This window comes from Bacillus sp. MYb78, assembly GCF_002975115.1.
GTDB classification, from domain to species: domain Bacteria; phylum Bacillota; class Bacilli; order Bacillales; family Bacillaceae_G; genus Bacillus_A; species Bacillus_A cereus.
Genome location: NZ_PCOB01000033.1, coordinates 1 through 24,008, shown reverse-complemented (window position 1 = coordinate 24,008; position 24,008 = coordinate 1). Strand labels below are relative to the sequence as shown.

The window sequence follows — 24,008 nt, the reverse complement described above, 5'->3', positions numbered from 1 at the left end:
TTTAATTTGATCATTATAGAGTAGTGCCCCATCACCCTCAATCTAAGAAAAACAAATACCCCAAAATGAGAAAAATCGATATGCTCTTGTTTTTGGTGCATATTCATAAAAAGCACGTTACTATTCTCATTAACATAAGAGAATAGTAACGTGCTTTTAATTTCAAAAATTGTCTAAGATGGTTGTGGGGCGGGCCCCCCATAAGAACGGTATCTAAAAGATTGTATGATAGGTGTTAGTTCCATTCCAATGGCCTCAGCCGGCGATTAACTCAAATACCGATTTCGGATGACCGCCATGTGATGAAGTTCGTGTCCTGCGACGCCGTACGCGAGGGCGCGCGCCGTAATGCTTAGGTTGTTGGCTGTGCCCTTGCGGGTCCACGCCTCAGCCGGTAGCCCGCGCAGCAATGTAATCGTTGATTGCCGTACGGCCCGGTAGTCTTCGGCCAATTGCGCGGTTGTCCAGCTTCCGAAAGGAGGTATGAATAATTCCTGATCGAAACCAGTCAGAGGCGTCTGGTCCCCTCTTGCGAACCGGAGCAGGCGGTAGGTCATGACGCGTTCCGCGTCTGTAATGTGGCCCACAACTTCTTTCAGTGTCCATTTTCCTTCCGCATACCGATATGCGGCCTGGCTTTCGGTCAACGATGCCAGGAGCTCGGTCATTTGCTTTTCCTGGGCGAGCAAAATGTCGATGATGTTACCGTCCGGCACCAAACGGATATATTCGCCGGAGCTCCCGGCATATTCTACTTCTGACGGTCTTTGATTCATGCGTAGTCACCTCTTTATGTAGATATAGAAAATTATAGCACTCGTCTATGTCTAATTAATTCGCGAAATGATAGAACTTCCCTTCTAAATAAATGAGGATAAGCAACTATTTAGTCGGTCGCCACACTATCCTGATTCATTAGCACAATAAGCAATGCTAATCAATGATGCATAAAAATTAGAAGTTATACAATATTTCAAAGTTATTAATATATATTGAGTTATTCCGAAACATATATTAATACATTTTGTCGAAACTATTAAAAAGGGAGAATTTCTCTAGCTGGAGAATTAATAATTGTGTTACCAATATGTAAAAATCTCAATTTAAAATTAAAGGAGAATAAAATGGGACAAATAATTGTATCGATGTACCTCTCACTAGATGGTGTCATGGAGGAACCAGCTTGGACTGCTCCATACTTCAATGAAGAAGTAGCAAAGTTTCAATCCGATTTACTGTTTGAAAGTGAAGCGCTTCTACTAGGGCGAGTAACCTATCAAGGTTTTGCAGCTGCCTGGCCTTCTATGACTGATGAAGAGGGTTTTGCTGATAAAATGAACAGCATACCTAAATTTGTTGCTTCAACAACTTTGGAAAAAACCGAATGGAATGCAAATCTTATCAAGGGTAATATTGTAGAAGAAATATCGAAACTGAAGGAACAGCCCGGTCAGAACCTTTTAATTTATGGTAGTGGTGAGCTTATACAGACATTGATGCAACATGACCTCATTGATGAATATCACTTTATAATCAATCCCGTTATCGTAGGGAGCGGAAAGCGTCTCTTTAAAGACCAGAGTAATACAAAAGCATTAAAACTTATAGAAACAAGAACGACCAATTCAGGTGTCGTTATTCTTTCCTATCAGCCGGAGAAAAAAGAATAATTATTGATAAATTATATAAAAAAAGATTGACTCTTTCAGATCAGGAAAAGTTAAAAATAACTTCCAATAACGAGAATAATGTAAATAAGCTGTCCATGTGGACAGCTTATTGTTTTTTTGCTTAGCGTGCAAAATTCGCGTCTTGTTCGCGGGACTCCAAACAGTACGATTTTATTTCAAAGACACAACGATCTTACTACACACTTTTTATTTATCCCACACTCTCATCTGCTACTATTACTATTTTTTATTACTAATGTTGCCGTTTCACTCGGATGGCTAAGAGGAAAATGATGGCCATATGGAACAAAATCAACCTTACCAAGATGCGATGGAGCAGAATAGCCTCTGTCATAATCCCCCCAAATAATGTGAAGGTTATACTTTGTTACTTCATTGAAATCACCTTGATCATTTTTTAGTAGTAAACTGTTAAGCTGGACCGTAGTATTTAAAATTCTGGGAGAAGTAAAACTGTTTCTTATTTTTTCAATATAATGTTCAGGAATGCTCTCCATACTTTCAAACAAACCATTACTTAATAAATAACGCTCTATCAAATTAGTAGTTGCCAATTTTAATGTCCATTTGTTCATAAATTGAGGAACATTTAGCGATTTAGCATTTTTTTAGCAACAGGTGGCTGAAGTAAAGTGATTGAATACTTCTTATCTATGTACTCTTGTACCAACGCTTCCAGAAGAATAAACGCACCGAATGAATGGCCAATTAGATGTGCACCATTCGTAGCTTTCTCCAATAACTTTTTCACTACATTCAAATAGATATCTAGAAGATTTTTCTCTCGTTTAAAAGGAGAACGTCCCAAACCTGGAAGATCCAAAATCCATACAGGTTGACCAGTTTTTTCATGAAGCTCTTGTGCTAAAGGAAATAAATCCTCTCCATCACTCAATAAACCATGTAATAATATAAACGGTTTACCCTTTCCTTGTAATTGGTAAAGGGTAGTGTTATCGCATAATGTTCGTTTAAATAATTGATTATGTTGGCCATTTTGATACATCATTCGATAATCCAGATCAGCTACTACGGCAGGGAAAAATTTCATTACATTCGTCTCCTTAAACCAATCTCCTCCCATAATTTTTTTCGCTGAAACATTTAAAAATTTTTGTTTTGTAATAAAATTCAGTCCATCAGAAGGAATTTTTGTTATTTTACTTCCTCCACTATTCATAATTGCTTTCATAAATGGCATTGGAACAGAGATTTTTGGTGCCCTCATATTCATACTTTCCGACATGATACTTAATAATTCATCAATGTTTTGATCGTGCTGTTTGTCTTCAACAAGTGTATATGTTTGAATAGTCGGTTGCTCCAATCTGAAAACCTGCACAATAAACTTCGCAAGCTCATCGTTTGAAATAAGTGGTAACCTATATCCCTTACCTCCAGGAATCACTGGCATGAGCCCTCTTCGCATACTCATCACAAGCAAACCTAATCCTGCTATCTGCTCTGTACTCCCTGTTTTACTACTACCGACTACAGTTGGCGGATTAATTACAGAAAGCGGATAACCTACTGCTGATGCCTGCTGACGGATATAAAGATCTGCTAAAAATTTTGTTCTCTCATATGGATTTTTTATTTTCAAATAATTGTTTCCTTCTTTAAACACATCAATTGCAATCTTGCTATTTTTATCATCAAAAGGACTCATATAACCTACAACATGAATAAATTGTTGCAAACCCTTCAATTGATGAATACTTTTAGCTAATTCACTAATATGTTTGGCGCCATTTAAAAATACGGAAGCTGCCTCTTTACTTGTCGCTTGAATATCCATGGGGCCTCCTGCGTGAATAATCACATCCGTTTTCAATACCCTCTCCTTATCTTCAGCACTTAGACCTAAATCTATTTTCGTCAAATCACCTTCAATAAAGTGCATAACTTCCTTTTTTAAGATGCCTCTTTCTTGAAAAAGGCGTGTTGCTTTATTTTTCGACCTCACTAAAAAAAGAATTTTAACATCCTCTTTGGCTAATTCTTTTACTAATTGCTTTCCAATAAAGCCTGTTCCACCAGTTAAAAATACTGTTCTCATATAAAATCCCCCTTTTAGTACTATTTAGTACTAATTTGATGTAAAAAAAATGCTTCTTTTATCGAAGCAATTTTAAAAAATGATCTGCTGTTTTCGTGATTACAGTTGCATCCTTCAATGTTTCTGAAATAAATAACGCTCCTTCAAGATTTGTAATAAAAAGTGATGCAACCTCATCAATATTAATCGTATTTCTAAATTCTCCATTCTCTACCCCTTGTTTAAGTAATAGAGAAACTTTCTTTTGTAATCCTGTAAAAAAAAGACCTATTTTTTCTTTTATTTGCGTGGCCTGTGTAGGACTTTGAATATAAAGAGTAATAAATGGACAGCTCCCCTTATACTCTCTCGACTGAACTCCTTGTGATAATTGCTTTAAAAACAGTTGGATACGATCTTCAACTAAAAATTGGTTCTGAGAAAGTACGTCATCAATTGCAGATTGATACATTTCAATCCAATAATCAACGACCCCTTCTAATAATACTTCCTTATTAGAAAAGTGATAATACACATTAGACTTTGAAACTTTGCTTACACGTACTAATTCATCCATACTTGTATAAGCAAACCCTTTTTCTAAAAATAATGTTGCAGCTACTTCAATCACACGTTTTTGATTCATTAATTTTATCTTTGTCATAACTAGAACTATATAGTACTAATTTGAATATTGCAAGTATTTATGTTAATTTTTAAAAAAGTTTGATTAAAAAAGTTCCACTAACATTGATTTTACTGCAAAAAAAATCTTATTTTGAATAAAGTTGAACTGAACCCCGAAATTGTTAATTCACTATCGACTAATAGAGGTCACCATACATGTCCATTAACTTAAGAAAAAGAAATGCCCCCAAAACGAAAAAATGAGCTATTTTGCTACAAGTTAGCACAAAATCTCGTTCTGGGGGCATTTACCTTTCTTAGCTTGATAGCGATGGGTGATACCCCTATTTATATAGAATTGAATTTTAACTTCACACTTAATTAGTATTTGCTATTTTTACAAAGCACATTTAAAACAATTACATTTATATATTAAATTAATATAAAATATATGCAAGAAATGGAATTTGGGTTACATGCACATAATGTAAATCAATCTACAATATATTCAACTGTGGGTACAGAAAAAAATACTCAAGGCTTCCCTTCTACTCAGGGAAAAGAAGCTACTAATGATTTAGCTATCAAATTTGATATTCGGTCATCAGAAAAAGAAGAAAAACAATCTAGTGTCAAATTTACTGAAATGGATTTATGGAAAATATTAAGAGATAAAGGTGTCCCCTTATGGATTATTATGGAGATGCTAAACAAGTTCCGTGCTGATAAGGAGAAGGAATCAAACTAAACTAAAAATAACTCTCCAACTGATGTTACTAATACTATTGAATTAACTAATGAAACAAGATTCGATATGGTACTGTAGGTTTTTAGTACTGATAGCTCATACTTTTAAAGAAAAAACCTTACAGAAAGATTCTGCAAGTTTTTTTCTCTTATTTGGAGCCGGCAAACCAAATAAATTTTAGTGAACATTATTACATCAAAAAGGTTCTTTATCAAAACATGTAGAATTAGCACGGATGCAGGTTTATATAAATGAAGAGGTGATTGTGTTGAATTATTTAACAAAATCAAAAAATTCATCAACAGGTTTGAGAAGGTATTTGGAATTCTATCCGTTAACTTCATTTTTTTTTATGGCATATGTTTTCTCGTGGGTTGTATTAATTCCATTTATCTTGTCACAATGGGGTATTTTCCCGAAAACAAAAATGTTTAATCTTTTCTTTTATGCCAATGCATTTGTAGGTCCTATGCTAGCAGCATGTATCATGATCCGAATTCTTGAAGGCAAAGAGTCATGGAAAAAAATTAGAAACAGCATTCTAACTACTAAGGTCGGTTTGAAGTGGTACTTTTTTACCCTCATCGTTATCCCCGCTGCAATGTTTCTGGGTATGGTAATAGTAAATGGAGAGATACCTACTTTCCGTGACCTTAATTTTGAATTTTTTATAACCTATCTCTTCTCTTTTATAGCAATTTTCTTTCTCGGTGGGCCTTTACCCGAGGAAATCGGATGGCGTGGTTTCGCTCTGCCTCGATTACAATCGAAATTTGGACCGTTAAAAGCTACTTTACTACTTAGTGTTTTGTGGACTTTCTGGCATCTTCCACATTTCTTAACGGCTGCACAAAAGGGTGGCCCGGGTTCTGACCTTTCTCTCCTATATATCCATTTGCCAATTTTTATTTTACTATGTTTGCCGATCTCAATCATTCTTACTTGGAGCTATAACTGCAATCACGGTAATTTATTTATTGTCATACTAATTCATGCGAGTATAAATACGTTTAGTTTAGCACAAACTCATTCCACCAACCCTGTTATAAAGAATACGGATATATTTGTAGTGATAGGATTGGGATTTGTCGCTTTACTTATTCTTATTTTCACACGAGGTAATCTGGGGTATAAACAAACTTTTAATGAAGTAGAGTTCAGTAACAATGAAAATATAAGTAAATAGAAACAAAAATCATAGAATAATAGGTTGATGACAATAGTGTACCGCCACACTGCTATCAAGTTAACAATCATATTCTTCTCCAAAACAAAAAACATTATTCTTTATTCAAAGTGAAATATAATTGTTTGCAAAGAGATTCTCCCGATACTTGGTATCATATACCTTGGATAAATTAGACAGAAAAATAGAATCTTTTCAACAGGAAAATAATTTATAGTGGATAAAATATATTTATATTGATATTGATTATAATAATGTTTTTTGAATTGTAACTTTAAGGAGGCGTTGTCGATGAGAAAATATTTCTATTTGATTGGGCAAAAAAACAAGAGGATAACGTATCACTAGCCCATAAACTATGTGCTTCCTCTTCAATATTGGAAGGAGAGTTTCAGATTGAATAAGATTTATTTAAAGGCTATTGACAAAAGTAATTTGGAAGAAGCAATTACACTTTCTGTTACAGAAGAACAACAAACATTTATTGCATCCAACCTTTATTCTATCGCAGAAGTTCAATTTCTAGATAATTTCTATGCAAACGGTATTTATCTTGATGAAAAAATGATAGGATTTACTATGTTTGGGATAGATCCTGATGATAATAATTATTGGATTTATAGACTTATGATTGATAAAAAATTTCAAGGGCAAGGTATAGGTAAACAAGCTATACCTCTGGTAATTGATAAGATAAGAAGCAATAATAACCCAAACATTTCTAAAATAATGATTGGATATGCTCCTGAAAACCTTACAGCTAAATTTGTATATAAAAAAGCAGGATTTATTGAAACTGAATTATCATCTTGGGGTGAACAGTTAGCTAAGTATTCCTTATAAGCACTTGAATTTTGTACATTAACTTTTAGACTTATTAAAGAAAAGAGTCTGATATTATAGTAATGCAGATAGGAAATAATTAAACTTTTTTCAAACACGATTTTTTTCTATTCTTAATGGTTCTAATATGTAAATAAAAAGTAGGAGGAGCCTATCCTAACAGACTCCTCCTTAAAACAATCATTCTATACATGTTAGAAATAAATTCATTTTACTAATAATGAATATTCACCGTTTTTATCATCGAATTTATATACATTTAAATAATATTTACCTGGTTTCGCTGTAAATTTCCCCTTTATAACATTTCCTTCATTTTCACCACAAGCTACATAATTTTGCATGTCTGATTCATGATAAAGTACCCATGTCATCCCAATATTTTGTTCATTTACCACAGAAATATCTACTTCTTTTGGATCTGTAACATTAAACGTATAAACATCTGTTTGATCAGGAGTAATCAGATTTCCTTTTACAAGCGTATTAAACGGGAGTACCTTCTCCTCTTCATGGGATTCACCTGTTTGCGGATCTTGTTTTACAGTAACTTTGTTTGTTCTTTGCTTTCTTTTCCCCTACTATCTTTTACTGTTAATTCCACAGTGTATGTTCCTTTTTCTCCATATACATGGGTAGGATTTGCTCCTGTACTTGTTGTATCATCTCCAAAGTTCCATAGATAAGAAATAACTTTTTCATTTTCACTTTTTGTACCATCACTATGAAATTGAATCTCTTCATTTACTATCCCGCTGTATGGTCCATTCATATTTACTATAGTATTTGTTTTCAAATTTAGTTTTCGCAATTTTAGTGTATTTGTTAACAAACTCTGTTTTTGCTTCAGTATCTTTCCTTAACAACAAATAAGACGCTATCTAGATTATGTCAGCACCTACAGTAATTTCCATACACTTAATCAAAATCATTTATCCTCACTTTATTTATTCCTTTGTTTCCATACCCCATTCTCTTTACGATAAGTATTCTTGCCATCCATGAAGTCAACTGTATTACCCGGAATGCTATATTTCTTATTCTTTTTCTTAGCCTTCTTCTTCAGTCTCTTCTCTTCTTGAATAGCTTGCAAATCCGCCTTCCATTGTTTCAACAAATCCTTTTCACGTCGCATCAAATTTGTACCCCTTGGATTAAAATGTGAACTAAATAATTAGATTCTACCTATTTTATTAAGATAAATTACTTTTGAAAATAGAATAAACGTTAACATATTGTCAAGGTCAAATCATTATTGTTGTTATTTTTTAATAACCGAATATCAAATTTGCGTCGCATAATCCTCCACTGGACAATCACATTCGGGACCCTTTAAATAGACTTCATATAGTGGAGCAACTATCAGAATATCTATTATTCTTGATCCATTCTTCTAGTGCCATATAATCGTAACCTATATCGTCATAACTCCCATGATGTAAGGTAGTAACAATTTGATGCTGATCTAGCTTTTTATCTCCCAATCCCGCGATACATTTCCAGTGTTATCATATATAATTGGAATTCTTAATTCAATATCATTGTGGTTCGGAATATACTCTTCATCATAGAAAATGGCAGATGGAGAACCTACTATTTGAAAATCACTCATTTGTACTCTTTTATATAAGAATTAAAATGTTCATCCATATCATTAATATCGATTTGTAATCTTTGCGTTATGACACTTATTTCACTCCTCTTTCCAATTAATATATCGTAGTGTCTACGTTGGAGTGAAATGAGATCTATGTTCCTATTTATCATTTCACTCATTTCAGAAATAATCTGTAAATGTTGTCTCACTTCATGAGATAACTCCATAATTTGCAATTTCATATATTTGATGAGTGAACTTTGGCCTGATGAATGAAGAATTATTTTCATCAAAACACTTTAGAGAAAAATGATAAATACCAAAATTAAATTTATAAAAATACATAACATATTGAAGAAGTATGAAAAACGAAACTGTCGATTTACCTTCACTTTCTAATTATATGCAAACAGTACTGAGAGGAATTTTTGATGAAAATAACTAATTTAGATGGAGAAGCTACATCATTTCCAGCACTACTTAAAATCGTTCAAAATAAGAAATCTTATTATGACTTTAAATGGGGAGAAGTTAAAGATCCAGCAAAAGAAAATACTTGGAATTGGATAGCCTTCTTCTTCACGTTATTTTGGATAGCATATCGAAAAATGTATAAACTTTTCTTTCTCTTAGGACTACTACAAATTCCATGGTTTATTATTTTCCATCTAATAGATATCCCATTGTGGGTAGACATAGTCTTATATTTAGAATTTTGTTTTGTTGTAGGGTGGGACGGTAATCGTTGGTATTTTAAGCACGCTATACAAATTCTAGGAAAAGTGAAGAGTTTACCTCAAACTCAACAAGACCTGTATTTACGAGCAAAAGGTGGCACTCACATTGAAATTATGCTATGCCTCAATCTATTTTTATTATCATTTCTTTACATTATGGACATAAAATTAGCATATTTACCAACCCAAACAAATGTGAAAAATGTTGTACGTTGGAGTGAAGAAGGAGAGACATTAGAATCCTTTACCACTAACTCGAAATGGAAGTATATAAAAAAAGAAGGAAAACATTATGTAGTTGAATTTACAGGTTATGATAATAGTGAAAAAGAACATGTACAAATAGTTTTCTATGTATATTTAGAAAAACAAAATTATGAATGGCACTATGTTTACATTAATAATAAAAAGTTAAACAAAGATGATGAAAAAGAGTATAAAAAAGAAATTGAAGAAATTTCGTGGTATTAACGTACAACAGCTCACTATTATATAACTCTGGAGATAGAAATATCATATGTATTTTTTAGCACGGCTAATTACATGGTAATTATCTATCGTTAAACTGAAGCTATGATATTAAAGAAAAGTCCATATATGTTTTATTAAATGTATTTCTATTTTTTGAATTCATTTATGCGATTTTTTTATCAAATGCTTCTACATTAACTGCCCCATTCTTTTATTTGAAACATCTTTAACATATACAAGATAAAAAAGCTTATTCTATCTCACGTATTAAATCGAATACACGTATTTATCAAAAAAATCCTATCCCTGATTATTTTCAAGATAGCAGAATCAAGAAAGGTACAGAGTATATCCAGATAGATATGGAGGTTTTAATGAGCTCTCTTCAACCAGGACAAACATATGAAATATCCGACGCTTATGTAGGAATGACTGATAAAGTCCCAACTCGTGTGATTGTTCATCGGCTAACAAAAGAACAACAACAAAAACGATTACGTGATCAAGCTATACGAGAAAAAAAGAAAGGAATGACGTATTCTCCTCGTAGCAAACGACTTAGTGGTATCAATGTATATATGACAAACGCCTCTACAGATATTGTCTCGATGGGACAAGTACATGATTTGTACTCTTTACGTTGGCAAATCGAGATTTTATTTAAAACATGGAAATCATTCTTTTATATTCACCATTGTAAAAAGATAAAACGAGAAAGATTAGAATGCCATTTGTATGGGCAACTGATCGCCATTCTCCTCTGTTCTTCTACTATGTTTCAAATGCGTCAATTACTTCTTATGAAAAAGAAACGAGAGCTGAGTGAATATAAGGCCATATATATGATTAGAGATTATTTTTTTCTTATTTATCAAGCCATACAGAAAGACACCCAAGAATTATCAAAGATTCTCATTCTCCTGTTCAACCTCCTACAGCAAAACGGGCGGAAATCTTATCGATATGAGAAAAAAACGGTCTTTGATATATTAGGTGTCGTTTACAATTGTACCATGTCTGATAATCAAGCCGCTTAATTCAAAAAAGTGAAACCCGTTAAGGTTTATTTCGTATGCAAATCTTTCAATCACCTACACTTGCCCTTTAGAAAAAGAAACAATTTCGCCTAAAATGGACTTTGCATAAGCTTAGCTTGATAGCGATGTGGCGGTACCTCATATAAAGAAATTTTAAACATCTTAATCTGCCTTTCCTTTATGTAAATATGGGAATAACGAAATTACCCCAAGGATAGCTAAACAAGCTCCAATCCATAGCGGAGATACAAAACCATATCCTTTACTGATCCCAATACCACCTAGTGACGAACCAATAACAATACCTAGCGTAATAAAAGAACTATGAACGGTATTTATCATTATGCCATTACTAGCTGTCTTCATCACCCTCGCAACCATAGCTGGATTCAATGCTACACCAGTTAAACCAATAAAAATCGTAGAAATCACTGCAATGTATTTATTCTCTGCACTTAAAGCAAATAAAGACAACGCTATGATTAATATAATTAATCCACCCGTAAGTATTTTCATTGTAAATTTATCAGCGAACTTGCCAATTATTATATTCCCAATTACCGTCGCACTACCATAGAGAGCAAGTAAATATGGAATACTTGCACTTGAAAACCCTGTAACATTTGTAAAGATAGGAGTGAAATAACTAAATGCTGCAAACGTACCACCAATAATGAACATACTTGTTATATACGCTGCCCAAAGATGAATATTCTTAAATCGCAGAAGTTCGTCTTTCCAATTTAATTGCTCTTTATTTGAAGAGGATGGTAACAACCGTTGAATCATAATCCCTGATACTAGCACAAGAACAGAAACAGCCCCAAAACTAATACGCCAGCCAAAATATTGCGAAATAACGGTCGTTATAGGTAAACCTAATACAGTTGCGAACATTAAACCTGCAAGTACAATTGATGCAGCTTTTCCCCTTGAATCAGAGTGAACCAATGTCGCAGAAAAGGAAATCGCAACTCCAAAAGCTGAAGCTGAAGCAATACCAGTTATAATACGTGAAATCATCATAATATCATAGTTCCAAGCGATAGCTCCGAGCGATTGACCAATTAAAAATATGAACATTAAAAACAATAATGCTTGTTTGCTGCGCATTCGTAAGAGGATTGCAGTTAAAATGGGGCCTCCTATTACCATTGCTCCTGCATAAGCTGAAATTAAATACCCAATAGATGATACAGGAACCTGGAATGCAAGAGCAAGTTCATTCATCATACCTGCAACCATAAATTCTGATGTAGTCATACAAAAGATTGCTAAAGCTAATAAATAAATAATCGATGGCATAAAAACACTCCTTATTCATTATTGTAATGATCGGTACAAAAATAGTGCGAAAAAAGAGCGCACTAAGCGCCACAAATAGACTCTATTGTTCCTTTGATAACTTGTTCAGACAACATCCGATTTTGCATCGATACATTAAGAACACGGAATCCGTAATAACTGCTTAAAAGCAGACTAGCTAATTCCTCAGCTGATTGCTTCTTTGAAATTTCACCTGTTTGCAATCCTTCCTCCATCACTGTTTCAATAGCTTGTTTAAGAAGTTCAACATGCTTCGAGAAAATTTCTTGTACCATTAAATCGTTTTTAGCACGTTCTATACTGGCATTAATCAATAAACATCCTTTTTGATCCATATTCTCAAAGTCTTCTTTCAATGCCCATTCAAAAAAATTACTTAATCGTTCTTTAACTGGAATTGAAGTATGTAACAATTTCCTTTGTTCCCTAATCCCAATTTCATGGTAGCGTTCTAATACTTGTTTATACAGTTCATGTTTACTACCGAAAGTATTGTATAAACTTCCTTTTCCAAGTCCTGTATCACTGCATAAATCTTGTGTAGAACACCCTTCATATCCTCTTAACCAAAATGTTTTCATTGCAACATCTACAATTGAGGAATAATCAAACTCTCGAGGTCTGCCGCGTTTATTCAATCGTATCCTCCTCTCATTTTAAAGATAACATGAATAGAATACCCTTTTTGTACCATGCGGTCAATAATTTTGTTTTATTGTTACTGTAAAATAAAATTTGATTATTTTAGATTACGAATAATGAAAAATAGCCCCCTTATTCAAATTGCCTAGCGAAAAAATCACGTTTTAATAGACTTCTTTATCATCCCTACCTTTCTATAAATTACTAGTTATGAAACAAGGATCGTTTCATAACTAGTAATTTACTTGATTATCTTGATAGCTATGGAGTAGTGCCCTTATAAACAAAACCCACCAGAAACATCTAAAATCTGCCCCGTTACCCAGCGGCTATCAGAAGAAGCAAGGAATGCTACTGCATCTGCAATATCTTCAACTTGCCCTATTCGTCCGAACACAGATGAGTTTGTAGCAAAATTTCGTATTTCCGGATCATCTAGCAATTTTGCATTGATATCTGTCTTCGTATATCCAGGCATAATTGTATTCACTGTTATACCTCTTTCTCCAAGATGTTTAGCTAGAGGCAGTGTCATCGTATTTAATGCACCTTTACTTAAACCGTATGCAATTGAGCCTGTAAAACCAAGTCGTACTTCAGCTGATGAAATGTTAATCACACGGCCCTCTGCTCGTATTAATGGTAATGTTTGCTGAATTAAAAAGAATGGTGCTTTAATATTCACAGACATAATTTCATCAAAAACTTCTTCTGTCGTATTTTCAATCGTTCCTTGTGTACCTATCCCTGCATTGTTTACTAAAATATCAATCTCTGATGTACCAACTTTTATTTGTAATTCATTCTTTAACTGTTTTACTAGCTTTTTGACACCATCAATTGAATTGAGTTCAGCTTCAATTAAGAACGCTTTTCCTCCATTAGATTCAATCTCACTAATCGTTTCATCTGCAGCTGTTTTATTTCGGCCGTAGTGAATCGCAACTAATGCTCCATCTTTCGCCAATCTCATCGCAATCGCACGGCCAATTCCGCGACTCGCTCCTGTTACTAACGCTACTTTTCCATCAAGATTCTTCATTTTTTCCATCCTTCCTAAATTTCCGTTTGATAAATCCTATAATTATATTTTCATGCAAAAAACAATCATTTTAAATACATATTTATAGGTGTTTTAGTTCGTTCACTTATGATATTATAGTTATAATTTGCGATTCACTTTAGAAAACAAAGCAAGGAGGCTACACAATGCAAAACGCCGTAAAACTGGATGAAATCGATCATAAAATTATGAACTTGTTGTATGAAAATGCGAGAATTTCTGTTTCAGAAATAGGACGAATTATATCCATGACGCAACCTGCTGTAAAAGAACGTATTAACAAGCTTGAAGATCAAGGAGTTATAGCGGCTTATCGAACGAAATTTGAGCCTGCAAAAATTAATAAAAACATTCAAGCATTCATCATGTTTAAAACGAGCCAATGCTCTGATTTTATCCAGTATTGTAATGCAGCTCCTGAAGTAACAGATTTATTTCGAATTAGTGGGGAATTTAATTATATGATGAAGGTCATGAGCGATTCGATGGATTCCCTCGCTGCATTTTTAGACTCCTTAATGCAATTTGGCTTGTCATCTCCTTTAATAGTATTAAAGAGTGAATTTGAGGAGAAATTGTCGTTTTGATAAAGGGATACGTATTATCCTCACTAACAGTAAAAGTTTCTCTTTCTTGAGAAAAACCAACAAAATCAATGACTAGTAAACAAAAAAGAACATTGATATTTCAATGTTCTTTTTGTATCTCTACTTATTAATTAGATTACTCTTTGAAAAGAGCACTTTAATCCCCTTACCCTTGATTCCTCTGCGCCTCTCTAAACTCCTCCTTCACCTTCTCTAACAACCCTTCTTCCGTAATTAATCGATACGCCGTATTTGCTAATGCTTTTGCCGATGTAATTAATGCTTTATCTCCAAGTTCTGAACGTGCTGCTTCTCTAAATTCATTCGTATGTGCAATTAAATCATCTGGTCCGATTTTAATGTACGGATGAATTGTCGGTACGACTTGACTTACGTTTCCTGCGTCGGTTGAACCGATCCCTACTCTTTCTTTACGATTTACATCTTCACCTAATAGTTCTAGTTCTTCCGCTACGATATCGTTATATGTTTTTGTTACGAGTAATTCATCGATTTCATTTTGGAATTGATGAATTTTTACTTTTGTACCTGTTGCTAACGCTGCTCCCTCAGCAATGTTTTTTACTTTTTCTGTTACTTCTGCACATCTTTTTCGCGTTGCTGCGCGGATGAAGAATCTTGCTGCGGCATAGTCAGGAATAATATTAGGTGCTTTTCCTCCCTCTGTAATGACGCCATGAATTCTCACGTCTGACGGAAGTTGTTGGCGAAGTGCATTAATACCGTTATAAAGCTGAATAACCGCATCTAATGCGTTAATCCCTTCTTCTGGCGAAGCTGCAGCATGAGCTGTTTTTCCGTAAAAATGAAAATCAAGTGGATCGACTGCTAGTGAAGGACTCGTTGTCGCTGTTTTTCCGCTCGGATGAATCATAAGCGCCGCATCAATATCTTTAAATAAACCTGCCTTTACATAACTTGATTTCGCGCTACCATTTGGCCCGCCTTCTTCTGCTGGCGTACCAAACACAACAACTTCCCCGCCAATTTCTTCAAGCGTTTCTGATAATGCAATTGCTGCTGCAACACTAATTGTGCCGATTAAATTGTGACCACACGCATGGCCTAGTCCTGGTAAAGCGTCGTACTCCGCTAAAAATGCGATTGCTGGTCCTTGTTTTCCAGAGCTTTTTCGCGCGATAAATCCCGTTTCATGTCCAGCTATATTGTGCTGCAACTGAAATCCTGCACTGCCTAGCAATAAACTTAACGTTCTAGATGCATAAAACTCTTGGTTACCAATCTCTGGATTCGCATGAATATCATGACTTGTTTCTATGTACTTTTCCTTATTTCTTTCGATACTCTCTTCAATTGTTTTTCTTTGTGACGTTACTCCTGTCGCTCCCATTGTTCTTCCTCCTTTTATTTTCACATAAAAAAGCCTCTTTCTAAAAGATAGAAAGAGGCTTCTGTATATACAGTCAAAATGAGCTTCTTTCTTATCTTTCAAGTTACCTTGCTGGAATTGGCACAGTATTCATAACGAATCCGCTGCCGAGGTATCATAGGGCCAGTCCCTCCACCTCTCGTGATAAGAATTTTCATAAAATTATATTAAATTATTTTTTATTCTAAGTTCATTCTAAGTAAAAGTCAAGGAATTCCTATCCGAATTTACCGAATATCTAAAAATCCTTTTAATACACCAATTGTTTCTGGTGCTTGCAGTCTTGCACATACGTACGGAAATTCCGTACTACCTTCAAACATCATTTGAGATGTAAGCGGTGCGCCTGCCCAGAAGATTTCATCATCAATTACGATAAACGGGAAAGCTTTATTTTGTCTTTGTAACTTTACATTTTTCAGTGGAACTGGTCCATCACTATAAACTGTTATCTGTGCATTTGTACGCATTAACGCTTGCCATACTCGCTTATCCACTTGTTTTGTACTTGGAAGTGAAATAATAATTTTTCGTTTTGCGGCTAGAATATCTTTTAATAGCCCTTTCGGCTCTTCAAGATTCATTTCCATAAACCAGCGTAAACGTTTCGAAATTTTCCGTTCCCACAATTGTCTTGATGTCGTGCGATCATACACATCTCCATGACGTTCTATATGAGCTGTTAATTGCGATAACGCTTGTTTTCTAGAAAGATTTTTACGCATATAATGGCAATCTGATAATTGAATGAACTTCCCTCTCGCCCTTGTCACTGCTACATTGACGAGGCGATGGTTTTTGTGATCAAAGAATAATACGCCAGGTCGTTCCTGCGGATAACTGTCAACTGTATCAAAGATCATCATATCTCTTTCAGAACCTTGGAACTTATGAACTGTCGCCGCTAAAACTGGTATGTTTTGATATTTCGTTCTCTGCAACATTTCTCTAATACACGTCGATAAAAAGCGTGACTGCGCCCTGTAAGGTGTCACAACACCAATAGACTGAACACCGTCTAACAATCCGATTAACATCATTTGCATCGCTACTAAACCAGACATAATGTTAAAACGTGAACCAGAAGCAGCATCTTTTAACGAAAAAGCTCCCATTTGGCTCGTATCAAATAAAACACTCGCTTCATTTGCGAACGGCTGCAATTGAGCAAGTTCTTTACGCTCTGAAACAGACGGATGATCGTATACTCTATTTTTATAAATAAATGAGTTTGTAAACTTCGATATATCCGCATGCATACGTCTTTGTTCCTGCAACATAAATAGGTTCGGATGCGCTTCTGATTTATTTACAGAATCAACAATCCCAGCGTGGTAAAACATATCTTCCCCAAGCCATTTGCGAACGAGTTCATGGTTTGCCATCGCAATTGGAGGTAATTGTAAAAAGTCGCCACAAACAACGATACGTTTTCCAAGTGAAGCAGCTAATGCGATTTGCGGAACGAACGCCATACTCACTTCATCTACGACAACTAAATCGAATGTACGCTCATAAATAAGTGAATCAATGGCACATTTCGATAAAGTTGCACCAATTACTTTCGCATTTTCAATATACTCTTTTTCTACTTCTTTAATTTTAGCCTTTTGCTTTCGAAGATCACTTTCAATCTCTTGTATACGCTTCTTATCAGCAGATGTTGCTTTATACGATAAGATTTTTTCACGAAGATCTTGGCGTGTCTCTTCTAAGTAGAGTCTTTCCTCACCCCATGATCCGTTCGTCGTTTCAACTAACTTAGATGCAAGTAACGTTTCATGATTTCGTATATGTTCATGCTGACTATAACCGTAACGAACAATTTCGCCAGGCGTCCATTTCTTTTTCTTTTCAATTTGCTTCGTTACTTCACTCATTAATACGTCTACTGCCGCGTTACTATGAGCTAACACAAGTACCGATTTTCCTTTTTGATAATGAGCCGAAATAATACGTGATAAATTGTAAGACTTCCCTGTTCCCGGCGGTCCCCATACGTACGTTGTCGGATTATAAAACGAACGATATGCCAGTTCATTTTTTGGATTTTTCATCTTCTCAATATGTTTCGGACTGCTCGTCCCATCAACAAGACGCTTTATACGATTACGTTTCAGCTTATCTTTACGTGCTTCTTTCAATCGCTCTTGCAGTTGCTCTAAAAGTTGCCACGGTTCACTGTATAAAACCGCTTCTCTTATTTCACCTTGTATATAATCATTTAATTTCAGTTCTATTTCTAATCCATGTACAGATAATACTTCTCCTGTCGCTTCCTCACCATCGAACTCAATTCGAATTGGTGAACCTTCAGGTAAGCTTACTTCCGAAATAAGCTGAAATATATACACTGTATTCTCATAATCTGTATATAAAAAACGACCGTTCATGATAGAAATTTTACTACCACCTATCGTTTTCCAATGTTTAATTTCATATGCTAATGCATAATGCCACTCTTTCATCGTTTCTGATAATGAAGGAGTTTGAGTAGTTGTATTCATCGTATAATCTCCTTCCTTCTCCCCAAACATACTTTCTCACTATACCATACAACACGCTAAAATTTGTAAGGTTTTTATCTTGCTTATTTTCTTAATTTTCAATAATATATTGTATATAATTTTCAGAAAGAAGGAATCTACATGCCAGTTAGAAGAATTGAACACGTAGGACTTATGGTTGCAAACTTAGAAGCATCTATCTCATTTTATGAAGAAGTAGTCGGCTTACAGCTCCTTAAACGTATGGGGCACCCGAATCCAGATTTAAAACTCGCTTTTTTAGGTGTGGAAGAATCGAAAGAAACGATACTCGAACTCATTGAAGGCTACAATTCTTCCTTGCCAGCAGAAGGAAAAGTACATCACATTTGCTTTAAGGTAGATTCATTAGAGGATGAAATTGAAAGAATACAAAAACACGGCGTAACCTTTTTACTAGGAGAAGAAATCGAAACATTACCAGATGGAACACGTTACATATTCTTCGCTGGCCCTGATGGAGAGTGGATTGAGTTTTTTGAGACGGAGAGATAAAGGGAAACTTTAGTCAGCCCACAATAAACGGGATAATAACTTTATGATCCACATGAGGAGTAGAAACTGATGAATACAGTTTTTATTATCGTTTTTTGGTACTTATACTATTGATGTCATGGGGGTATTTTGCAATTCAAAAATGCTGTTTACTTATAGCAGTATCTTTTACGAATGCAAAAATAGCCAAAATACGCAAGCAGTTCCGCATAAAAACTTGCATATTTTAGGCTGTTTAATTGTACTCCTTATTTTGTTAAAGTTACCCGTCAATTCAATTCCAAAGACCTCAGCTGACGATTAACTCAAGTACCGATTTCGGATGACCCTCATGTGATGAAGTTCGTGTTCTGTATCCGCTACACTATCTGTAGCAAAAGTTGCTATCTCATTTTCTTCAACACTTGACAAGGTAACACCTTCTTTTCAAATTCAAAGAAAAGTTTTTATTTTTCAGCATAAAACATTATAACTCAACTGTTTTCATACAAAATTTTATGAAAAAAAGAAAAGCGAGGATCCCTCATATCCCCGCTATACCAATGATGTATAAAATCCTATATAAGAGATACATAGACAAAAAACAAGAACCCCTGTACATACAAGGATTCTATGAAATTATTTGCTATCGATAATGGGACGTTATATTAACTATATACGAATATCATATTCATCCAAAATTGCCTTTATTGATGGTACAATTAAAGTCTTGGAGGGGGATTATGGGAATTATTTTATATTTTGCATTTTATTTTGGAGTACTGTTTCTTATAATTGGTACTGCATTAGTTTTATTTATTATGGCTGCATTACCAAAAATCTGGAGTAAAAATCTATCATTCGTAATGATCGGTTTAGGGATAAATATACTTACTATTCCGTTGTCTTTTTTTATAGGTGGGATGGCAACAGATTCTCCTGATAGTACTAGGTTAGATTTTTGGAAAGGATTTTTCTTTATTCAAAAAATACCGCTCTTTTTACTGAGTTTTTTATTATTTTTAACTGTGGTGTTGTGGTTTATTCGTAAGAACAAGAAAAAAGTAAACATATAGAATTTCAAAACGACTTCCAATAACAAGAATTATGTAAATAAGCTGTCCATGTGGACAGCTTATTGTTTTTTTTGCTTAGCGTGCAAAATTCGAGTCTTGTTGGCGGTACCCCATCGCTATCAAGCTAAGTTCATACAACATCAAAGTCATTACAGCTCCATGAGTGCCTAATACTATTTTCTGTCCTCGATAGGTGTTTAATAATTCTTTTAAGACTTTTGTCGCACGTTTCTGACAGTCGACATTAGACTCTCCTCACGTTAAAGCAAATTCGGGGTCTAAGTTTGGGAAATATCTTAGCGTATAAGGGGATAGGAGACGATTCCCGGTATTAGGTTAGGGGCCACTCTGGGATTTGATTACAAATAAAAAAGAACTTTATTCAAGTCCCTTTAATCTACGATAAAGATCGACCTAACTTACACATGTAATTTGTCATATTTGTTTAAAAATCAAATATATATTCTCTACACTCCCCAGTTATCAGTAGGTCATGTATTTAAAAATCTAAAAAGGTCCTTTTAGATTTTCTGAAGAGACTTTTTACTTCAATAAAGTATAATAAAAGCCGTAGGAGTTTAATGCCTACAACTTTGTAAAAGGATCTTGATTCACTATAAAATATCCTCAATAGATTTATTCTTAAAATTTACTTTTAACTTGATGTTAATGTGACGTAACCTTAAATATTTAGAAATTTAAAAAGCCCCCTAATATTGTTAAAGGGGCTTTACTCATACGAATGATAATTTTTATAAATAATTGCTAAATAGTGAATTTACATAAATGCTTTTAGAAGCTCTTGAACTAATGGGATTGCTCCACCTATAAATTTTAAAACTGCCATTGCGATTTCCATATTATTTCCTCCTCTTTTGTTAGTACTGGGATGTGATTAAACTTTATACCCTCATTATAGTAAACGCTTACATTTGTAACAATACATTTCTGTATGCAATATTGCATATTTATACATTTTGACAATATTTAACCTCTATTAGTCATTCTTTAATGGTACCATAACGAAGTGAGAGTCTTTAAGGGTTCTCCTTAATAGGAGGAAATATGGAAAAAGTTCAAGGTATTTACAGTAATATAAAATTTAAAAGTTGGTTTAAACAAGTATTAGCTGTAGGAGGAATATTAGGATTCTGCTACTTGGTGTTATATGGTTTTTGTTTTTTAGTTGATATGTAAATATTATACAACAATACTAGTGGAGTTTTGCCTACAGAGGTAAGACTCTTTTATTGTACTTGAGATGAACAAACTACATACAATAGCTTTCAGGTTCTTCAAATTTCTCTGTATGGTTCTTTGTTCCTCTATGTTCTAGACCCACTATTTCCTATCATTGAATATAAATGAACTTCCATTTATATTGAAAATGCAATTTTATTGATGAAAGATGTCTTTTTACTAGATACATATTAAAAAGAAAAGTATAAGTTGTATTCCATTTCGGTACAATCTTTTTATCTTTGAAAAGGACTTAAATCTTATTAATAGATTTGAGTCTTTTTTGTATACATCCATTTCTATATAACCATATAAATATAATATATTAAAAATAATTTAAATGCAAGAATACTTGTAGAGGAACCGCCAGCACTTCGAAAAAAACAAGCTAAGCCAAAAAATACAATAAGCTGCCCATATGGACAGCTTATTTACACAATTTTCTTTATGGGAAGTACACTTAAGGTCATTTTTAACTTAATAGGAGTCTAATATCTCAAGTTTCTTAGCTAATACCCAGCTATTTAGGCCTAAAGATGCATAAATATTGTAATAAAAATAATTCCCGTTTCTCAATGTTTCCTATAATTCTTTAGTATCTTCATAGAACATAGGCCAACCTTGCATTAAGATATTATATATATATTTCTTACTACAAATATGGACGGTATTATCCTTGTTGCAGTTTTAATTTTAATCAGGTCTATTGTAATTACACAGATTGAAATATCTATTCAATTTTAAAAATAGTAAAGGAAATGTATATAAAAAGATCACTTGTCTTAGAAACAAGTGATCTTTTTATTAGATAAACTGCAACTTGCTAACAGCAGGTAATTGTTATCCTATTCATATGTTCAATAGATATCATAATACATTTTTTAGTTATATAGACGGAATTGTTTCTAATGAAATGAGACCAAAAATATTTCAAAAGGTACCATTAATTATTTAATGCTTTAAAAATGCAATTTTGAACCTTTCGAAGCACTAAATTAGATAGATTTTAATAAACTTCGAACTTTGTCTGCATCAAGATCTCACAATTGAGCCTGAGTAATTAATCCTGTCAACATAGCAAAAGGGTCCTGATTGAAACAAACTCTTTTATGAGTTTTACAAGAGTAAACTTTTAAACATATAATTACATTTCTACTATTTATTTTACCACTTGTACAGATGCTGGTTTCCACCCCTGATTCTCTACCCAATCAATATTAACCTTATATTTTTTATTACTTTGTTTATCTCGTACATTACCGTAGGCTTTATTATTACCATTATTTCCAATAAAATCGAAAATCAATTGGCTCTCTGGAACATCAACAGCATAAGAGATTGCTTTTTTCATCTCACTCCAATCTACTGTTCCTTCTTTAAATTTCATATCAGGTTTTGCTCCTTGCTCTGTACCAATTGGCTTCCATGAAGGATTAGTTTGAGGATCCTTTTCTTGAGATACCGTTTTTTCTTCCTCTTTATTTTCAGTTCCGTTCGTTTTTACCGATTTTTCTAATTTTTGTTTCCCTTCTAACTGTGCTGCTTCTTTATCTTCAGTTTTCTTCTCTTCTATCTTTGCTATTTCTTTATCTTCAGTTTTCTTCTCTTCTATCTTTGCTGTTTCTTTATCTTCAGTTTTCTTCTCTTTTATCTTTGCTGTTTCTTTATCTTCAGTTTTCTTCTCTTCTATCTTTGCTGTTTCTTTATCTTTAGTTTTCTTCTCTTCTATCTTTGTTACTTTCTTTTCTTGAGCAATTGCTTTCTTTGATGTATTAGAAGGGGTAAACAACTGGTATGTCACTATACCAACTGTCACTAATACCAAAGTAAATGCAATATTAAAAATTGCCTTTTGACGACGATTCTGTTGTTTTTCTTGAAATCTGCTTACTTGTCCCATTCTTCAAACCTCCGTTTTTACTTTCTCCTCTACTCTTTATGTATTATCCCTAAAATTCTTAATATTTTTATTAAACAATAGAAATAAACTACACTTTCCATACAGGATTTCATATCATAATATAATTTGTGTTTTTTCAAGTATCTGACATATGTTATTCAAAATAGTTTAATACATTAAAAATTGATAAGCTTCTGCACTTAAGAAACCTTCAATTTTATTCAAAGGTGATTCCAATTACGTCCACATTAGATCTCCTGTAGAAAGCTTTTTAACAATTAAGCCTCTTCTTCCCTTATTTATAATTTTTAAATTAAATTTCCCTCTATAGTATAATAAAGATGTTTCGTTTTCTAATGGGGTATGTCGTAAAATCAAAAGAGATTTTATCTCTTTTACCTTCTTTTCAGAGTAAATTTCACCACTAGGAAATTCTATTATTCCTAATGTAATCTTTAATTCGCTCTCATCAAAAGTCCACTCTTTATTAAGTTCTCTTATCTTTTGTATAAAGCTTCTTTTGGTTTGTCCTATATAGAGCAATGTTACATTCTTAGCAAATACTCTAGAGATTGCAAATATCCCCTTCTTAGAAGCTTCTTCCCTATTATAAAAGTCATTTATACTATACATGCCATACCACTTAATATGTACTGTTTCTATGAATCTCACCTCGTTTTTAGACAATATTATAATTTCTGAATGTTCAAATTATTATGGGTACATATGCTTGATTACTTGAATTATAAATTGTGCTTTTCAATAATAC

General features: G+C 33.7%; 18 protein-coding genes, 7 pseudogenes and 1 riboswitch. Of the genes and pseudogenes, 10 read left to right on the top strand and 15 right to left on the bottom strand.

The annotated features are described in order from the left end of the window. Positions 1-266: 266 nt before the first annotated feature. On the bottom strand, positions 267-776 hold the full coding sequence (locus CQ064_RS31115) for a DinB family protein (RefSeq protein ID WP_001076324.1): 510 nt from the start codon (positions 774-776) through the stop codon (positions 267-269). Positions 777-1,124: 348 nt separating this feature from the next. Between CQ064_RS31115 and CQ064_RS31110 the strand changes: the two genes are divergently transcribed. Beyond that, positions 1,125-1,670 carry a dihydrofolate reductase family protein gene (locus tag CQ064_RS31110; RefSeq protein ID WP_000529752.1) on the top strand — a complete coding sequence of 182 codons (546 nt, stop codon included), beginning with the start codon at positions 1,125-1,127 and terminating at the stop codon, positions 1,668-1,670. A gap of 224 nt (positions 1,671-1,894) precedes the next feature. Here the strand turns inward: CQ064_RS31110 and CQ064_RS31105 are convergent. Both CQ064_RS31105 and CQ064_RS31100 read right to left on the bottom strand, forming a co-directional pair. Next, positions 1,895-3,750, bottom strand: a pseudogene (locus CQ064_RS31105) (alpha/beta fold hydrolase). A gap of 58 nt (positions 3,751-3,808) precedes the next feature. Continuing rightward, on the bottom strand, positions 3,809-4,375 hold the full coding sequence (locus CQ064_RS31100; protein ID WP_001072324.1) for a TetR/AcrR family transcriptional regulator: 567 nt from the start codon (positions 4,373-4,375) through the stop codon (positions 3,809-3,811). 441 nt (positions 4,376-4,816) lie between these two features. Between CQ064_RS31100 and CQ064_RS31095 the strand changes: the two are divergent. From CQ064_RS31095 to CQ064_RS31085, 3 genes and pseudogenes are all read left to right on the top strand, one after another. After that, positions 4,817-5,182 (top strand): annotated as a pseudogene (locus CQ064_RS31095) (DUF3914 domain-containing protein). Positions 5,183-5,339: 157 nt separating this feature from the next. Beyond that, positions 5,340-6,290, top strand: a complete 951-nt coding sequence (locus tag CQ064_RS31090; RefSeq protein WP_003270963.1) for a CPBP family intramembrane glutamic endopeptidase — start codon at positions 5,340-5,342, stop codon at positions 6,288-6,290. A 396-nt stretch (positions 6,291-6,686) separates the two neighbouring features. Then, complete coding sequence (locus CQ064_RS31085; protein WP_001034040.1) at positions 6,687-7,133, top strand: GNAT family N-acetyltransferase; 447 nt, start codon at positions 6,687-6,689, stop codon at positions 7,131-7,133. A 206-nt stretch (positions 7,134-7,339) separates the two neighbouring features. Here the strand turns inward: CQ064_RS31085 and CQ064_RS31080 are convergent. The 3 genes and pseudogenes from CQ064_RS31080 to CQ064_RS33230 all read right to left on the bottom strand — a co-directional run. Continuing rightward, positions 7,340-7,926, bottom strand: a pseudogene (locus tag CQ064_RS31080) (PKD domain-containing protein); the annotation flags it as partial. A 150-nt stretch (positions 7,927-8,076) separates the two neighbouring features. Further along, positions 8,077-8,268 carry a hypothetical protein gene (locus CQ064_RS31075; protein ID WP_001250594.1) on the bottom strand — a complete coding sequence of 64 codons (192 nt, stop codon included), beginning with the start codon at positions 8,266-8,268 and terminating at the stop codon, positions 8,077-8,079. Positions 8,269-8,415: 147 nt separating this feature from the next. Further along, a pseudogene (locus CQ064_RS33230) lies at positions 8,416-9,020 on the bottom strand (GyrI-like domain-containing protein); the annotation flags it as partial. Positions 9,021-9,161: 141 nt separating this feature from the next. Between CQ064_RS33230 and CQ064_RS31060 the strand changes: the two are divergent. Next, on the top strand, positions 9,162-9,938 hold the full coding sequence (locus tag CQ064_RS31060; protein ID WP_000705263.1) for a DUF2628 domain-containing protein: 777 nt from the start codon (positions 9,162-9,164) through the stop codon (positions 9,936-9,938). 230 nt (positions 9,939-10,168) lie between these two features. Further along, positions 10,169-10,975: pseudogene (locus CQ064_RS31055) on the top strand (IS4 family transposase); the annotation flags it as partial. Positions 10,976-11,137: 162 nt separating this feature from the next. Here CQ064_RS31055 and CQ064_RS31050 read toward each other — a convergent pair. The 3 genes from CQ064_RS31050 to CQ064_RS31040 all read right to left on the bottom strand — a co-directional run bounded on the left by CQ064_RS31050 (position 11,138) and on the right by CQ064_RS31040 (position 13,985). Then, positions 11,138-12,280: an MFS transporter gene (locus CQ064_RS31050; protein ID WP_001139228.1), complete on the bottom strand. Its 1,143-nt coding sequence runs from the start codon at positions 12,278-12,280 to the stop codon at positions 11,138-11,140. 62 nt (positions 12,281-12,342) lie between these two features. After that, positions 12,343-12,939: a TetR/AcrR family transcriptional regulator gene (locus tag CQ064_RS31045; protein WP_001042196.1), complete on the bottom strand. Its 597-nt coding sequence runs from the start codon at positions 12,937-12,939 to the stop codon at positions 12,343-12,345. A gap of 281 nt (positions 12,940-13,220) precedes the next feature. Beyond that, entirely contained in the window at positions 13,221-13,985 is a 765-nt protein-coding gene (locus tag CQ064_RS31040) for an SDR family oxidoreductase (protein ID WP_000792650.1), read from the bottom strand. Positions 13,986-14,152: 167 nt separating this feature from the next. Between CQ064_RS31040 and CQ064_RS31035 the strand changes: the two genes are divergently transcribed. Continuing rightward, the gene (locus CQ064_RS31035) at positions 14,153-14,593 is read left to right on the top strand and encodes an Lrp/AsnC family transcriptional regulator (RefSeq protein WP_001178563.1); all 441 of its coding nucleotides are present in this window, start codon (positions 14,153-14,155) and stop codon (positions 14,591-14,593) included. Positions 14,594-14,759: 166 nt separating this feature from the next. On the opposite strand, the gene CQ064_RS31030 is transcribed toward CQ064_RS31035, so the two are convergent. Continuing rightward, positions 14,760-15,965, bottom strand: coding sequence for a M20 family metallopeptidase (locus tag CQ064_RS31030; RefSeq protein WP_000501365.1), 1,206 nt, complete (start codon positions 15,963-15,965; stop codon positions 14,760-14,762). An 88-nt stretch (positions 15,966-16,053) separates the two neighbouring features. Continuing rightward, positions 16,054-16,155: riboswitch (SAM riboswitch) on the bottom strand. Between the two features lie 76 nt (positions 16,156-16,231). After that, positions 16,232-18,541 carry an AAA domain-containing protein gene (locus CQ064_RS31025; RefSeq protein ID WP_003270972.1) on the bottom strand — a complete coding sequence of 770 codons (2,310 nt, stop codon included), beginning with the start codon at positions 18,539-18,541 and terminating at the stop codon, positions 16,232-16,234. 111 nt (positions 18,542-18,652) lie between these two features. Here CQ064_RS31025 and CQ064_RS31020 point away from each other — a divergent pair, with 111 nt between their 5' ends. After that, entirely contained in the window at positions 18,653-19,045 is a 393-nt protein-coding gene (locus tag CQ064_RS31020; RefSeq protein WP_001145268.1) for a VOC family protein, read from the top strand. A gap of 722 nt (positions 19,046-19,767) precedes the next feature. After that, on the top strand, positions 19,768-20,100 hold the full coding sequence (locus CQ064_RS31015) for a hypothetical protein (RefSeq protein ID WP_000511402.1): 333 nt from the start codon (positions 19,768-19,770) through the stop codon (positions 20,098-20,100). 135 nt (positions 20,101-20,235) lie between these two features. Here the strand turns inward: CQ064_RS31015 and CQ064_RS31010 are convergent. Further along, positions 20,236-20,382: pseudogene (locus CQ064_RS31010) on the bottom strand (histidine phosphatase family protein); the annotation flags it as partial. A gap of 496 nt (positions 20,383-20,878) precedes the next feature. Then, positions 20,879-21,066: pseudogene (locus CQ064_RS34375) on the bottom strand (hypothetical protein). Positions 21,067-21,165: 99 nt separating this feature from the next. Between CQ064_RS34375 and CQ064_RS34265 the strand changes: the two are divergent. Further along, the gene (locus CQ064_RS34265) at positions 21,166-21,297 is read left to right on the top strand and encodes a hypothetical protein (RefSeq protein WP_000416933.1); all 132 of its coding nucleotides are present in this window, start codon (positions 21,166-21,168) and stop codon (positions 21,295-21,297) included. Positions 21,298-22,498: 1,201 nt separating this feature from the next. Here the strand turns inward: CQ064_RS34265 and CQ064_RS31000 are convergent. Together CQ064_RS31000 and CQ064_RS30995 are read right to left on the bottom strand one after the other, a co-directional pair. After that, positions 22,499-23,239, bottom strand: coding sequence for a YrrS family protein (locus tag CQ064_RS31000; RefSeq protein WP_000532023.1), 741 nt, complete (start codon positions 23,237-23,239; stop codon positions 22,499-22,501). Between the two features lie 237 nt (positions 23,240-23,476). Next, on the bottom strand, positions 23,477-23,911 hold the full coding sequence (locus CQ064_RS30995; protein ID WP_015055158.1) for a hypothetical protein: 435 nt from the start codon (positions 23,909-23,911) through the stop codon (positions 23,477-23,479). Positions 23,912-24,008: the final 97 nt, after the last annotated feature.

Coding starts and splice junctions, on each gene's coding strand:
- CQ064_RS31000 (WP_000532023.1), bottom strand. CDS start 23,239: ATGGGACAAGTAAGCAGATTTCAAGAAAAACAACAGAATCGTCGTCAA.
- CQ064_RS34265 (WP_000416933.1), top strand. CDS start 21,166: ATGGAAAAAGTTCAAGGTATTTACAGTAATATAAAATTTAAAAGTTGG.
- CQ064_RS31020 (WP_001145268.1), top strand. CDS start 18,653: ATGCCAGTTAGAAGAATTGAACACGTAGGACTTATGGTTGCAAACTTA.
- CQ064_RS31060 (WP_000705263.1), top strand. CDS start 9,162: ATGAAAATAACTAATTTAGATGGAGAAGCTACATCATTTCCAGCACTA.
- CQ064_RS31025 (WP_003270972.1), bottom strand. CDS start 18,541: ATGTTTGGGGAGAAGGAAGGAGATTATACGATGAATACAACTACTCAA.
- CQ064_RS31090 (WP_003270963.1), top strand. CDS start 5,340: ATGCAGGTTTATATAAATGAAGAGGTGATTGTGTTGAATTATTTAACA.
- CQ064_RS31075 (WP_001250594.1), bottom strand. CDS start 8,268: ATGCGACGTGAAAAGGATTTGTTGAAACAATGGAAGGCGGATTTGCAA.
- CQ064_RS31040 (WP_000792650.1), bottom strand. CDS start 13,985: ATGAAGAATCTTGATGGAAAAGTAGCGTTAGTAACAGGAGCGAGTCGC.
- CQ064_RS31100 (WP_001072324.1), bottom strand. CDS start 4,375: ATGAATCAAAAACGTGTGATTGAAGTAGCTGCAACATTATTTTTAGAA.
- CQ064_RS31015 (WP_000511402.1), top strand. CDS start 19,768: ATGGGAATTATTTTATATTTTGCATTTTATTTTGGAGTACTGTTTCTT.
- CQ064_RS31035 (WP_001178563.1), top strand. CDS start 14,153: ATGCAAAACGCCGTAAAACTGGATGAAATCGATCATAAAATTATGAAC.
- CQ064_RS31050 (WP_001139228.1), bottom strand. CDS start 12,280: ATGCCATCGATTATTTATTTATTAGCTTTAGCAATCTTTTGTATGACT.
- CQ064_RS31110 (WP_000529752.1), top strand. CDS start 1,125: ATGGGACAAATAATTGTATCGATGTACCTCTCACTAGATGGTGTCATG.
- CQ064_RS31030 (WP_000501365.1), bottom strand. CDS start 15,965: ATGGGAGCGACAGGAGTAACGTCACAAAGAAAAACAATTGAAGAGAGT.
- CQ064_RS31115 (WP_001076324.1), bottom strand. CDS start 776: ATGAATCAAAGACCGTCAGAAGTAGAATATGCCGGGAGCTCCGGCGAA.